The sequence below is a fragment of the Xylocopilactobacillus apicola genome (assembly GCF_033095985.1).
Classification (GTDB): domain Bacteria; phylum Bacillota; class Bacilli; order Lactobacillales; family Lactobacillaceae; genus Xylocopilactobacillus; species Xylocopilactobacillus apicola.
Genome location: NZ_AP026802.1, coordinates 402,120 through 414,929 on the forward strand (window position 1 = coordinate 402,120; position 12,810 = coordinate 414,929).

Here is a 12,810-nt window from a genome sequence, read left to right on the forward strand (position 1 = left end):
CAAAATGCAAAAAGCAAAAATTCTTATCAATAAAGGTTATAAACCAGATACAATTGAATTTCATCGAAGTGATCCAGCAGAAATAACTTTCGTTCAAGAAGATTCTTCTGTTTGTTTAAGACAGGTTCAGTCCAAAGATTTAAATTTTCAAATTGATCTGCCCGTTGGGTCTGAAAAGACGATTAACATTAATACTGATCAAACTGGAGAGTTTAATTTTAGCTGTGGGATGGGCATGTTTCACGGGAAAGTCATCGTTAAATGAGTATCAAAAGTCGTTTTATTTTTTCGTTGATTGCGACAATTCCGATGTTGATTAACATGGTTGGAATGCCTTTTGGCTGGATGCTCCCGGGTGGCGATTGGTTATCTTTAGTTTTAACTACGGCAATTATGTTAGTTTCGGCGCGTCCTTTTTTACACAGCGCTTGGGCTGCTTTTAAAAACCATCACGCCAATATGGATACCTTGGTTGCAATTGGAACAGTAGTTGCTTATCTGTATAGTATCTATGCGATGATCAATCATCAGGGCGTCTTCTTTGAGAGTGCTGCTTTTATCATTACTTTCGTTTTGCTGGGACAGGTGTTAGAAGAAAAAATGCGGCATAACGCGTCCAGTGCAGTAGAAAAGTTACTCGATCTTCAAGCAAAATTTGCCACTGTAGTACGTGCTGGACAATTTGTGAAGGTTCCTTTGGCTGAGGTCCAGACCGGTGATATTATTCAGGTTAAGCCGGGACAAAAAATTGCAGTTGATGGGGTGATCACTGAGGGTTCGACCACGATCGATGAATCCATGGTTACCGGCGAAAGCATGCCAGTTACTAAAAATGTTGGGGATCGAGTCATTGGTGCGACAATCAACAAAAATGGTACTTTTTTGTTTCGCGCTGAAAAGGTTGGCAGTGAAACAATGTTGGCTCAGATTGTGGAGACAGTCAAAAAAGCTCAAACAAGCCGGGCACCAATTCAAAAGACAACTGATCAAGTCTCAAATATTTTTGTACCAATAGTTTTGATCTTGGCGATTATTACTTTTGTAGCATGGTACGTTGTAATTGGCAGTCCATTAGAGCGAGCGATGATGTTTGCTGTTTCGGTCGTCGTAATCGCATGTCCTTGCGCCTTGGGGCTTGCAACGCCGACTGCGTTAATGGTTGGAACGGGACGCAGTGCCAAAATGGGTGTTCTAATTAAAAATGGCGAGGTCTTAGAAGCTGCTGATAACATTAAAACAGTAGTTTTTGATAAAACTGGAACGATCACCAATGGTAAGCCGGAGGTCACTGACATAATTGGTTCAACTCAAGAAGTTTTAAGTCTGGCTTCTGCTTTAGAAGCAGATTCTGAACATCCGCTCGCTGACGCAATTATGCAAAAAGCGCAGGAAATGAAAATAAAGAGTCAAGCGGTCACTGATTTTCAAGCAATTGCTGGTGAAGGCGTGATCGGGCACGTGAACGGTGAAATGGTCAAAGTCGGAAATGAAAAACTATTTTCAGATCAGTCTCTTGATTCAGAAATTCAAAACCAAATGAAAAAGCTGCAAGATGAAGCAAAAACGGTTGTTATTGTTGGCACAGAAGCAAAAGTTAAAGGCTTAATTGCAATCCAGGATGCGCCAAAACCAAGTTCAGCGCGGGCAATTAAGGCTTTAAAGAAACAGGGTCTCAAAACGGTGATGTTAACGGGGGACCATCAACGGGTCGCAAATGCAATCGCTAAACAAGTTGGAATTGACCAGGTATTAGCTGATGTAATGCCAGAAGATAAAGCCAAAAAAGTACAAGAGCTTGAGCAGGATGGACCAGTCGCCTTTGTGGGGGACGGAATTAACGATGCACCTGCCTTAACGATCGCTAACGTCGGAATTGCGATGGGCGCAGGAACGGATATTGCTATTGAATCAGGTGGCATTGTCCTGGTTAAAAATGATTTATGGGGCGTTGTTGAAGCTCTTGAACTTAGTAAAAAAACTTTCAACCGAATTAAGCTCAATCTTTTTTGGGCATTTATCTATAATGCAATTGGCATCCCAATTGCTGCTGGTTTTTTTGTTGGGATCGGGTTAACTCTTAGTCCAGAATTAGCAGGTCTGGCAATGGCTTTAAGCTCGATTTCAGTTGTATCCAGTTCCCTGATGTTAAATCGAACTAAGATAATAAGTGAAATTTAAAAGAGAGGAATTTTTCTTTATTTTAAACATTTGTGGAATTTTCGCGTAATTTATTATGCAGGGGTTGATGCCTCGATAATAAATAAGGGAGTTTCATCAATGAAACAAAGATTATTGCCCAAGAATGATAAAATTTTTAAGATCATTTTTGGGCGCAAGGAAAATTCCTGGATTTTTAAGGAATTCGTTCATGACTTGATTGGGATTGAGGTTAACGAGGTTACATATCTCGATCCAACCAAGATTTTTTCAATTCGACATTCAAAAGAAGAAGAGGTCAAGAAAAAAGCTGCATCTAAGACTCGAATAGTTGATATTCTAATGGAAATAAATAATCAGACGATGTTGACTTTGGAGATGCAAGTTCGCAAGACGAACTATTTTCTAGAACGGATCATGCTATACATCTTAGATGTCTACGGTTATAATTACGGTAACAAAGAGAAGATGCGGGAGCCTAACAACAAGTATAGTGGGCTCGAGCCTGCAATTCAGATCTGTATTTTAGATTATAATGAATTTGATGATGACAAAGCGATTCATCAATTTCATCTAACTGGTGAAGATGCGGTTGACGGGGTGAAACGACTCATTACAATTGTGACGTTCGAGTTGCATAAACCGATTATCAATGTCGAAGATCCCGTTAGTAGAGATAATCTAGAAGCTATGAGGAGTATCTATATTGATGGAGTGCTTGACAGTGATGCTCCGAAGTATGTCCAGGCAGTTTATAAGAAATCAAATTATTACAATTTAACGAAGGAGGATCAATTAGAAGTGGATGCAATAGAAAGTGCAATTGACCAAAGAGAAGCAGAGCTTAGTTATGCCAAAATCGAGGGTAAGAACGAAGGTATGATCGAAGAAAAATTTGAGGTCGCCCAGAGTTTACTCGCACAAGGGATCGATCTTAATATAATTATTAAAGCAACAAAACTTAGTGCCGAAGAGATCGAGAAATTGAAATAGTTGGCATTAAATCAGTCTTACGCGTCACCAAATTTTCAGCCATTAATTGGGCTGATTTTTTGTTTTTATACTTATAGATAATTTGCTGTCATTAAATCAAACTTAAATGTTTATTTAACCGTTTTATGTTATCCTTATTTTACTAATTATTAATAAGGAGTTACGGATGAAAACAATCGGATTGCTTGGTGGAATGAGTTGGGAGAGTACAACGGATTATTACCGACTAATTAATGAAACAGTAAAGAAAGAATTAGGCGGGCTTCACTCAGCTAAATGTATTTTATACAGTGTCGATTTTGAAGAAATTGAAAAATACCAATTTGCCAATCAGTGGGATGAAAGCGCCCGTGTTTTAGGCGATGCGTGTCGTTCGTTAGAGCGAGCGGGAGCTGATTATATTGTGATCTGTACGAATACCATGCATAAAATTGTTGATCAAATTCAAGCCCAAGTCAAAATTCCCATTATCCACATTGCTGACGTAACTGCCCAGGAATTAAAAAGGCAAAAGATTGATCGAGTCGGTCTGCTTGGAACTAAATTTACAATGGAAGAAGATTTTTACAAAAATCGACTGATCGAAAAAGGGATTGATGTCATCATACCTAACCACGATGATTGCGAGAAAATTAGTGCAATAATTTATGATGAACTGTGTCTCGGTCAAATTAACGAAGATTCAAAGCAATTTTATCTTAAAGTAGTCGATGAATTGCATCAACAAGGAGCCCAAGGCGTAATTCTGGGCTGTACCGAAATTGGTGAATTGATTCAGCAAAAAGATACCACAGTACCTTTGTTTGATACAACGCGCATTCATGCCGTTAAAGCGGCTGAGATGGCAATTGATAAATAGAAGTTAAATAACCAGCTTTGTGGCTGGTTTTTATTTTGGAATAATTTTCATAATTAGTTCCATCATCTGATCAGGCGGCAGTGGTTCATCACTACTAAGCCAGGTCGCAAGAATATTGCTTAGTCCTCCAAAAACAAAGCTCGCTTGGAATTTATTTTCCAAAGGATCATTAGACTTCCAGGTGGTGTTGTAATCCAAGTAGCGATTAATTGCTTGCTCTTGCCAAACTTCCATAAATTTTTGATAGATTTTTTTTCTCATTAAAAGTTGAATAAATGGTTTTTGTTCCCACCAAAAATTAACAAACAGTTCAAGTGAATGCTCCGCTGTCCTTTCAGTAAGCGGAATTTTTACCATCTCATGAATGAAGTTATCTATAATTTTGAGATAGCCGTATGCCAGAAGCTCATCTTTGTTTTTAAAAGAATTGTAAAAAGTCTTGCGCGTCAAATCAGCGTGTTGAGCAATTTCGGTGATCGTAATCTCGCTGTATTCACTAGTTTTTAATAATTTAAGCAATGATTCCCAAAGCCAAACACGTGATTGTTCGGCGATTTTTTGTTTTCCGTTCATTAATTTCTCCATCGGTGACAAATATCTAAATTTGTATCACTTGTTCAAAAACTATTTTATTTCGTCCTTTTACCAAGTATACTACAAAACGGAATCATAGGTAACAGATGTATAACATTTACTCATCTGGATATGGAGGATAAAATGAAATTTATTGAAGTTAATGAAATGGTTAAAGAGTTTAGAACGGGCCATAGTGTAGTTCGGGCTTTAAATGATGTAAGTTTTTCGATTGATGAAGGAACATTTAATGTCATTTTAGGTCCAAGTGGTTCTGGCAAAACCACGATGTTGAATATGATCGGGGGAATGGATACTTTAACTAGCGGTTCGATGAACATTGATGGTCGTGATGTTTCCAATTTGAGTGATGCGCAACTGACAGATTATCGGCGCAATTATGTTGGTTTTGTTTTTCAATTTTATAACATTATCCCTTCACTTAATGTTTTTGAAAATGTTGATTTAGTTAAAAATTTAGGTGGATCAGATTTTAATACAAAAGAAATAATCGAATCCGTTGGGTTAGGTGATCGTATGTATAATTTTCCTCAAGATCTATCGGGTGGGGAGCTGCAGAGAGTATCGATTGCCAGGGCCATTTGTAAGAATCCTAAAATTTTGCTTTGTGATGAACCTACGGGAGCTCTAGATACGAAAACGGGACAAACGGTATTACAGATCTTATCTTCAATGGCGACTAAATATAAGAAAACTGTCATTGTTGTTACTCATAATTCGAAAATTGAAGCGATGGGTGATCAAGTCATCAAGATAAAGGACGGAAATTTAGAGGACGTTATTCAAAATAAGAATCCTAAAAAAACAACCGAGATTGAGTGGTGATGATTATGTTTAAAATTTTATTACATAAAAACTTAAAAGATTTTAAAAGTAATTTTTCAGAATTTTTTTCGATCTTTATTCTTTCGCTAATTAGTATTTTAGTTTTTGCAGGATTGTATTCGGCGAGTAATGGAATGAAGCATGAATTTAATTCATGGGCTCAAAGCTCTAAGATGGCAGATGAGTGGGTAACGGTTAAAGGCACAAATTCTAATGATATTCACAAATTATTAAAGAAAAAAAGTGTTAATGATGTTCAAAAACAATATGTATTTAACTCTTACACTGGGTCTACAAAATCAAAAAAGATGTTACAAACAGTCGTCATCAACAATAACAAGATTTCTAAGCCCGATATTGTATCGGGAAAGAAGATTTCTTTTGAAACAGAGGGTGTTTGGCTTGACGAGGAGTTTGCAAAATCAAATAAATATCATGTTGGTGATTATATTGAATTAGATTCGGGGAATGGAAAAGAATCTTTTGAAATTAAAGGACTTGTTGTTAGTCCAAATTATATTGGTTATACTGGCCCTAATAATATAATTTCAGATCATAAGAAATATGGTTATGTGATAACTAACACTAAAACAATGCCAGTATCCCCTAAGAAATTTAATCAAGTATTGGTTACAAAAAACAAGGGTTATTCAGAGGAAAGGTTACAAAAAGATACCAGAAATTCTTTGTCAACAAAAGTAATTTCTTTGGTCGACCGAAACTCTTTTAATAATGTGTCTAAATTCATCAACAAGTATAAAAGCATAAAAAAGATGGCAGTAATGTTTAGCCTGATATTATTCATGTTGGTATTAATGGTGACTCAAACAACGATTTCAAGATTGGTCAGTAATCAAAGAAATATTATTGGACTTTTTCGGGCATTAGGACTAAAGAAGATATCGATAGTTGCTCACTATAGTGTTTATGGAGTTATCAGCACTTTTCTTGGTGGACTAGCTGGGGCATTTTTAGGAATGGAATTCATTTCAAAGCTAATTTTAAGTAAACAAGAACCGCTTTTCGGTATTCCTGTGTGGCAGGCGAGAAATAGCAACTTAACATGGATAATCCTAGGGGTCTTAGTTTTAATCAGTTTGATGGCATCAATTTGGAAAGTGATGCAGATTTTAAGAAGCAAGACTGCTGAAATATTGCAAAAAGAAACGATCGCCAGTTCTTCAAAGAATATTTTCGAATATTTTCCAAATTTTTGGAGCAATCTGCGTTGGAATTGGAAATGGGTTTTAAGAGATAAATCAAGGGCAAGATCGAAGGAATTAATTGGAGTGATTGGAATTGTTGGATCTTTGATTCTTTTGATTGCTAGTATTGGCATTCAGCAGTCTTTGAATAAAACTAACCATGAAACCTATACAAATGTTTTTCAATATAAGACAGAATTAAAGGTTTCTCCTCTCAAACATCAAGAAGCTTTTAGAAATTTGAAAAATAAGTTGGGTGATGATTCTCAAGAAATTGAACAAACTGCATTAAATATTCGAACATCGCAGGGAGAAGTTGTGAACTCAGGCAATATAATTTCAAAAGGAATTTATTTAAAACTACCGCTAGAAAGTAATCGAACCGTTGATCTTCAAGCCAAAAAAGGGGTATATGTGACTAATTTTGTAGCAAAAAAATTACATATCAAAACTGGCGATAATATCGAGATTAATAGTGCAGCGATGGGTAACAAAAAAATAGTTCCAATTTTATGAATTATTAAAATCAGTTCACCGCAAGGAATTTATTTAAGTAAAAATTATTGGGAAGATCTTAAACAGCCATTTGTTCCGACCTCAATTTATACAACTCACAACATTACTAAATCGATCAGGAATAATAAATCCGTTGATCAAGTAAAAACTATTGATGAAAATTTAAATGACACTAATAAATTGTTAGATTCATTCAAAAGTATTATAGTATTGTTAATCGTGTTTTCACTATTCTTAAGCTGGTTTGTCTTGTATAACTTAGGAATGTTAACCTTTACTGAAAGGTATCGCGAATATGCAACAATGAGGGTATTGGGCTTTAGATTGAATGAGATTCGGTCAATAATAGTTAAAGATAATTTGTTAACTTGGGTGGAAGGAACTGTAATTGGTATTCCTTTAGGATTAGCATTTTTGAAGGTTTACGTTTCGATTGCGGACAGTGATACAAGTGAATTTTTCTCTTATATAAGTATCGGAGGTCTAGTGATCGCTGGTGGGATTCTATTCGTTAATGTAGTATTAATTGCATGGTTAATTTCACATCACATCAAACAAGTCGACATGGCATCGGCGCTTAAGAGTATTGATTAGATTGTTGTATTTGAGATTTTAATTAAAAAATTATGGTTATTGTTCATATAAAAAAATTAAGTATTCATTCAATTCAGTAAATTTAAGGAATGCTAACTCATCAGTATAAATTCTTCTATTTAGTAGCATTAATAGCATATTTTGTAATGCTTTAGGGGAGGTTTACCAAATGAAAAAAATGAAGTTTGAAGTCTTGATGGAGAAATATCCCACTAAGTACACACCGATAATGAAAATGTATTATTGGTTAACTTTCCCTTTGATGTTTATAGACCTAATAGTAAAAGTTATATCATTAATAAAACTCGATTTATATATTTTTAATGAATTGATGCAGTTTATCAGCGAGATATATCTACTGAGTTATATAGTGATTATAAAATTAGATTGTAATTTACGGAAAAACAAAAACCAAAATTATAAATATTGGGATACGCTTTAATTATGTATAAATAATATTGACTCTCACGAGAGAGCCATTGGGTAAACGAATGAATAAAAAAAATGCAGAACAATCAAAAATTCAGCTTTGGAATTCATTAATTGAACTGTTAGAAACAAATAGTTATGCGGAGCTTACAATTAAAAAAATTGTGCAACATTCCGGTTTTAGTCGAAAGACTTTTTACAAGCATTTCAAAAGAAAAGATGATCTCTTTGATTATGGTTGCCGCAGAATGTTTAATTTATTCATTCAAGATTATACTCAGTCTTTACCTGTTCGACAGGATAGGGATTATTATTTCAAATTGTTAATTGATTTTCATTGGAAACAAAAATTGATTATTCGGCTCTTGATTAAAAGAAAAATCTACCAACGATTTATTGAAATTTTGCAGAACCAAGTTACTGATTTCAACTTAGATTATCAAATCATTAGCAATTCTAGGGACCCGTTGAAAAACAAATTTCGGGTAAGTTTTATTGTTGGAGGAATAAGCGGTACTCTCGTAACATGGCTTAGCGGGATTTTGGTCACGGAGAATTGATCAAAAAAATCGTTTAGTCTACGCCGTGACCTCAGACCGAATTCAAATAATTCAATTGAAATACCATTACTAAACAAAAATCCAGCTGTCAAAGGCTGGATTTTTAAATGCAATATTTATTTAAAAGAATTTTCGTAACCTTTAGGAATTGATTCGCTCCAAGTCTTTCCGCCATCAACCGAGTACATAGTCTTACCGTCTTCGGTTTTAACCCCGATGCTGGATTCGTCTTTCACTTCGGCTGAGTCGTCAGGTTTAGGCGCTTCGCCAGCATTTCCTGTGCTGATTGAAGTGACGCCGCTTTGATCCTTAGTGACTTTAGTTCCGGCAGGCGCTTTGGTGCTCCAGTTTTTCCCGTTGTCGGTGCTATACTTCATTTCGCCTCTGTCGCTGATAGTCCCTTTAAGATCATTAAAACCCGTTGCAGCAAAAACAGTTACGCCACCAACAGAAAGCATAGCAGCACTTATAGTTAAAATTACAATTTTTTTCAAAATATTTTCCTCCATAAAATTTTTATCGATTGATCAATCAATGTAACTAAGATAATTGATGAACCTTTATTCAAACTTTATTAGACCGTTAAATTGCAGTAAATAATTCGTTATGTTAGAATTGCAACCATGTGAATAAATATCAAAAAGTAAATGTTACTGGTAATGCAGGCAAGACTTGATTGACCCCTTAATATTTAACTGGGATTAGAGAATCTTTCCTGTTTTTTTATTAATTAGGTGCGTAGATATTTGATCATTCATAACAACCCAATAAAAGGAGAGAAAATTGAGTTCAAACAAAGAAGTTACCGATCAAATCATGAAATATGTCGGCGGGGTCGAAAATGTTACCAATCTTTATCATTGTGCAACCCGGCTGCGCTTTAATTTGGTCGACAAAAGTAAATTTGATATTAAGGCGCTAGAAAACATACCCGAGGTATTGAGCGCTGTAGATTCAGGCGATGAAGCTCAGATTGTGATTGGCGGCAATGTTGGCGCTTATTACCAAGAAATCATGAAGAATTACCAGATTCAAGAGCATGGCGATAATAACAACGATTCAAAGGAAACAAATATTTTTAAACGAATGCTAAACGCAATCGTCAGTATTATGTCACCAATTATCGTCGCATTAATTGCAGGCGGGATGTTTAAAGTCCTTTTGGCAATTTTGGTTCTTTTTGGCTTAAACAAGGAGAGCGTTAATTATCAGATTTTGAATTTTATGGCCGATGCTGCATTTTATTTTCTGCCATTTATGCTTGCTAGTAGTGCAGCCAAAAGATTCCGGACCAATCAGTACTTGGCAATGATGATTGCTGGGGTGATGCTCCATCCGAGTTTTACAGCAATGGTCACGGCAAAAAATCCAATTGCCCTCTTTGGCATGCCAATTCGGCTTGTGTCATATGGCAGCAGCGTAATTCCGATTATTTTGGTAGTTTGGTTTATGAGTTATGTCGACCGTTTTGCTGAAAAGTATATTCCAAACGTCGTGAAAACGATGCTTAAACCGCTTTTGATCGTTTTAATTACAGCACCGGTTGCACTCATTATTATTGGACCGATCGGAAGCTTGTTGGGCGACGGCTTGTTTGAGATCGTCAACTTCCTTAATAAGTACGCACCGTGGCTGATTCCATTGTTAATGGGAGCATTTAATCCACTGTTAGTAATGGTTGGAATGCATATTTCGCTGCTCCCTATTGCGACGACACAGTTTGCTAAATATGGATATGAAAATATTTCTGGCCCGGGATCACTTGCCAGCAATTTAGCCCAAGCTGGAGCAGCATTGGCAATTTCTTTTAAAGAAAAAAATCTTAAAGCACGGGAAGTGGCAATTTCAGCTACGATAACTGCATTTTCCGGGATCACTGAACCTGCACTTTACGGGATAACTTTAAAGTATAAGCGAGTTTTAGGATGTGTAATGGCAGCTGGTGGGATTGCGGGCTTATATGCTGGAATCACTAAAGTTGTTCGTTATGCTTTTGGCGCTCCGGGCGTCTTTACGTTACCGATCTTTATTGGAAAGAATCCTAATAATTTCCTTAATGCTTGCATTACGGCAGTTATTGCGGTTGTGCTCTCATTTGTTTTTACTTACTTCTTTGCAGTTATAGAAGAACCTGAACATAATCAAGAGTTAAAACCAGTTGTAGAAGGTACGATTATTCCATTGTCTGAAGTTAATGATCAAGTTTTTGCCAGTGAGAGCCTCGGCAGTGGGATTGCAATTGAACCAAGCAGCAGTATAATTACGGCGCCGGTTGCAGCTAAAATCACGATGATTTATCCGACCGGTCATGCGATTGGTCTGACTGATGACAAAGGCCAGGAATTCTTGATTCATGTCGGGATTGATACAACTAAACTCAAAGGTAAGGGTTTTAAAACTTTGGTGAAAGAAAATCAACGAGTTGAAGTCGGTGAACCGCTCATTGAAGTTGATTTTGATTTAATCCGAGAAGAAGGATATGACCCGACGGTCATTCTAATTGCCATCAATACCAAGCATGATCAAATTGTGTTAAATGATCAAAATAAAGTTAGTTTAATCACTGAATAATTGAAAGCCTCGCATCGATGAGGCTTTTTTTTAGGCCTTTAAAGTATAGATGAGAGTTTGACATATTTCTTTTAGTGATAAAGTTTGCACATTCTTACTTTATTCTGTATACTTTAGAGGTAAGCGTTTTATTTAATTGGTTAAGAAGTCTGAACTTTTGACTGGAGGATGCGATGCATTTAATAAATAAGGTTAATAAACTTTTAGAAGAGGGATTTGGGGAAGTAGATTTAATAATTTCTTTCACAGATGGAGAGTCAATCAGCGTAAATGACTTTAGTGAGTTAAAAAAAGTAGGTGATTGGTTAATTTCATCTGGGTCTAGTTTGAGAGTAGAAACCACTTTATCGCCAGAACGATTGAAGAAATTAATAATTGAAACTACTAAAATCAGCGAGAATAATATTTCAATTTGCAACGCTGCTGGATTTTACATCCCGTTTGTTTAATTAAGGAGAACAAAATGAGAAAATTTAAAGGAGCATTAACGAGTTTAATGCTATTAGGAGCGCTGACTACGGCAGTTGGATGTTCATCTAAATCGAGTGCCGAAAGTAAGAGTTCTAGTCAGTCTTCAAGTTCAACTAAGAAGTCTGTCAAAAAGACTTCTTCAAAGAAGAAAAAGGCTGCAGCCAAAAAATCGAGCGAAGTACCCAAGGAAGCGTCTGCAAGTAGCGAGCCAAGTCAAGTTAATCCTAGTGAAGCTCAAACTACTCAGGCTCAAAGTGCTGCGGTCACACAAGTTGCAACTTCGCAGCCAGCAAGTCAACCAGTCCGTGCCACGCCCGTAGAAAAAGCTCAACCTCAAAAATCCAGTGCGCTATGGAGCGACGAGAAAAATCAGCGCCTATCTGCGTTTATGAAGAAATGGCAAGCTGAAATGGGTCAAACTTATGTGGCGACTTACGACGGACAGGAAGTTAATCACTATGGATTCATCTTTCCAGCCGATATTAACAATCAAAACCTGCGGGAAAGAGTAACGTTGAATGGTCAACCGATTAATTTGACTTGGTCGAATAACGGAAACAATGGATCTGAGTATCAAGTGGTTGCAGCAGCGATTAGACAGCCAGTGAGTATGCACATGATTACTTACTTGTTTACGCTTCATAATGGCAAGCCAGCGGTGTATTATACTCCAACAACAAATGGAGGAATCTTGCGTCTTTTTGACACAGAAAATGCAGTACTCCAAAATGGTTTCGCAAATATTATCAACAGTTAATACTTGTTTTTGGATAAATATTCAAAAAAGCGTTGACATTAAGTGCTTTTTATATTAAACTACTAAACATTCAATAAAGTCAGGAGCAAAATTTGATGTTTACTAATGAGCCAAGACAATTGAATAGTTATTTGTACTTTCGTTTCTTGGGGTAGTGTTTGTACTTATCGATTAGGTAGGTGCAAGCACGCCGATGAGTGTTTGACACCTGTAGGAACGAAAGCTTATTTAAATGAGCAATTTAGCCTGACAGGTCCCAGAATTAGAATCTGTTTGGTC

14 protein-coding genes are annotated in these 12,810 nt (G+C 36.3%); 12 read left to right on the forward strand and 2 right to left on the reverse strand.

Annotated elements, in window-relative coordinates:
• The first annotated feature begins 4 nt into the window (after positions 1-4).
• The 4 genes from R8495_RS02045 (at position 5) to R8495_RS02060 (ending at position 4,009) form a co-directional block, all read left to right on the forward strand.
• Positions 5-265 (forward strand): cupredoxin domain-containing protein, encoded by a 261-nt coding sequence (locus R8495_RS02045; RefSeq protein ID WP_317635904.1) that lies wholly within the window; start codon positions 5-7, stop codon positions 263-265.
• Positions 262-2,178 carry a copper-translocating P-type ATPase gene (locus tag R8495_RS02050; RefSeq protein WP_317635905.1) on the forward strand — a complete coding sequence of 639 codons (1,917 nt, stop codon included), beginning with the start codon at positions 262-264 and terminating at the stop codon, positions 2,176-2,178. The genes R8495_RS02045 and R8495_RS02050 overlap by 4 nt, the downstream gene beginning before the upstream one ends.
• 99 nt (positions 2,179-2,277) lie before the next feature.
• Positions 2,278-3,150 carry an Rpn family recombination-promoting nuclease/putative transposase gene (locus R8495_RS02055; RefSeq protein ID WP_317635906.1) on the forward strand — a complete coding sequence of 291 codons (873 nt, stop codon included), beginning with the start codon at positions 2,278-2,280 and terminating at the stop codon, positions 3,148-3,150.
• A gap of 166 nt (positions 3,151-3,316) precedes the next feature.
• The gene (locus tag R8495_RS02060) at positions 3,317-4,009 is read left to right on the forward strand and encodes an aspartate/glutamate racemase family protein (RefSeq protein ID WP_317635907.1); all 693 of its coding nucleotides are present in this window, start codon (positions 3,317-3,319) and stop codon (positions 4,007-4,009) included.
• A gap of 30 nt (positions 4,010-4,039) precedes the next feature.
• On the opposite strand, the gene R8495_RS02065 is transcribed toward R8495_RS02060, so the two are convergent.
• Positions 4,040-4,582 carry a TetR/AcrR family transcriptional regulator gene (locus R8495_RS02065; RefSeq protein ID WP_317635908.1) on the reverse strand — a complete coding sequence of 181 codons (543 nt, stop codon included), beginning with the start codon at positions 4,580-4,582 and terminating at the stop codon, positions 4,040-4,042.
• A gap of 144 nt (positions 4,583-4,726) precedes the next feature.
• On the opposite strand from R8495_RS02065, the gene R8495_RS02070 reads away from it, so the two are divergent.
• From R8495_RS02070 to R8495_RS02090, 5 genes are all read left to right on the forward strand, one after another.
• The gene (locus R8495_RS02070) at positions 4,727-5,428 is read left to right on the forward strand and encodes an ABC transporter ATP-binding protein (RefSeq protein ID WP_317635909.1); all 702 of its coding nucleotides are present in this window, start codon (positions 4,727-4,729) and stop codon (positions 5,426-5,428) included.
• 5 nt (positions 5,429-5,433) lie between these two features.
• Entirely contained in the window at positions 5,434-7,149 is a 1,716-nt protein-coding gene (locus R8495_RS02075; protein ID WP_317635910.1) for an ABC transporter permease, read from the forward strand.
• Positions 7,150-7,368: 219 nt separating this feature from the next.
• The gene (locus R8495_RS02080) at positions 7,369-7,743 is read left to right on the forward strand and encodes an FtsX-like permease family protein (RefSeq protein WP_317636568.1); all 375 of its coding nucleotides are present in this window, start codon (positions 7,369-7,371) and stop codon (positions 7,741-7,743) included.
• Positions 7,744-8,234: 491 nt separating this feature from the next.
• Positions 8,235-8,732, forward strand: a complete 498-nt coding sequence (locus R8495_RS02085) for a TetR/AcrR family transcriptional regulator (RefSeq protein WP_317635911.1) — start codon at positions 8,235-8,237, stop codon at positions 8,730-8,732.
• Positions 8,728-8,805 (forward strand): type II toxin-antitoxin system YoeB family toxin, encoded by a 78-nt coding sequence (locus R8495_RS02090; protein WP_317636569.1) that lies wholly within the window; start codon positions 8,728-8,730, stop codon positions 8,803-8,805. The genes R8495_RS02085 and R8495_RS02090 overlap by 5 nt, the downstream gene beginning before the upstream one ends.
• 43 nt (positions 8,806-8,848) lie before the next feature.
• Here R8495_RS02090 and R8495_RS02095 read toward each other — a convergent pair whose 3' ends face one another.
• Complete coding sequence (locus R8495_RS02095; protein WP_317635912.1) at positions 8,849-9,226, reverse strand: hypothetical protein; 378 nt, start codon at positions 9,224-9,226, stop codon at positions 8,849-8,851.
• 289 nt (positions 9,227-9,515) lie between these two features.
• Between R8495_RS02095 and R8495_RS02100 the strand changes: the two genes are divergently transcribed.
• The 3 genes from R8495_RS02100 (at position 9,516) to R8495_RS02110 (ending at position 12,531) form a co-directional block, all read left to right on the forward strand.
• Complete coding sequence (locus tag R8495_RS02100; protein ID WP_317635913.1) at positions 9,516-11,303, forward strand: beta-glucoside-specific PTS transporter subunit IIABC; 1,788 nt, start codon at positions 9,516-9,518, stop codon at positions 11,301-11,303.
• 173 nt (positions 11,304-11,476) lie between these two features.
• Positions 11,477-11,752 carry a hypothetical protein gene (locus tag R8495_RS02105; protein WP_317635914.1) on the forward strand — a complete coding sequence of 92 codons (276 nt, stop codon included), beginning with the start codon at positions 11,477-11,479 and terminating at the stop codon, positions 11,750-11,752.
• Positions 11,753-11,766: 14 nt separating this feature from the next.
• Positions 11,767-12,531: a DUF4767 domain-containing protein gene (locus R8495_RS02110; RefSeq protein ID WP_317635915.1), complete on the forward strand. Its 765-nt coding sequence runs from the start codon at positions 11,767-11,769 to the stop codon at positions 12,529-12,531.
• The last annotated feature ends 279 nt before the right edge of the window (positions 12,532-12,810 follow it).

Coding starts and splice junctions, on each gene's coding strand:
- R8495_RS02045 (WP_317635904.1), top strand. CDS start 5: ATGCAAAAAGCAAAAATTCTTATCAATAAAGGTTATAAACCAGATACA.
- R8495_RS02050 (WP_317635905.1), top strand. CDS start 262: ATGAGTATCAAAAGTCGTTTTATTTTTTCGTTGATTGCGACAATTCCG.
- R8495_RS02055 (WP_317635906.1), top strand. CDS start 2,278: ATGAAACAAAGATTATTGCCCAAGAATGATAAAATTTTTAAGATCATT.
- R8495_RS02060 (WP_317635907.1), top strand. CDS start 3,317: ATGAAAACAATCGGATTGCTTGGTGGAATGAGTTGGGAGAGTACAACG.
- R8495_RS02065 (WP_317635908.1), bottom strand. CDS start 4,582: ATGAACGGAAAACAAAAAATCGCCGAACAATCACGTGTTTGGCTTTGG.
- R8495_RS02070 (WP_317635909.1), top strand. CDS start 4,727: ATGAAATTTATTGAAGTTAATGAAATGGTTAAAGAGTTTAGAACGGGC.
- R8495_RS02075 (WP_317635910.1), top strand. CDS start 5,434: ATGTTTAAAATTTTATTACATAAAAACTTAAAAGATTTTAAAAGTAAT.
- R8495_RS02085 (WP_317635911.1), top strand. CDS start 8,235: ATGAATAAAAAAAATGCAGAACAATCAAAAATTCAGCTTTGGAATTCA.
- R8495_RS02105 (WP_317635914.1), top strand. CDS start 11,477: ATGCATTTAATAAATAAGGTTAATAAACTTTTAGAAGAGGGATTTGGG.
- R8495_RS02110 (WP_317635915.1), top strand. CDS start 11,767: ATGAGAAAATTTAAAGGAGCATTAACGAGTTTAATGCTATTAGGAGCG.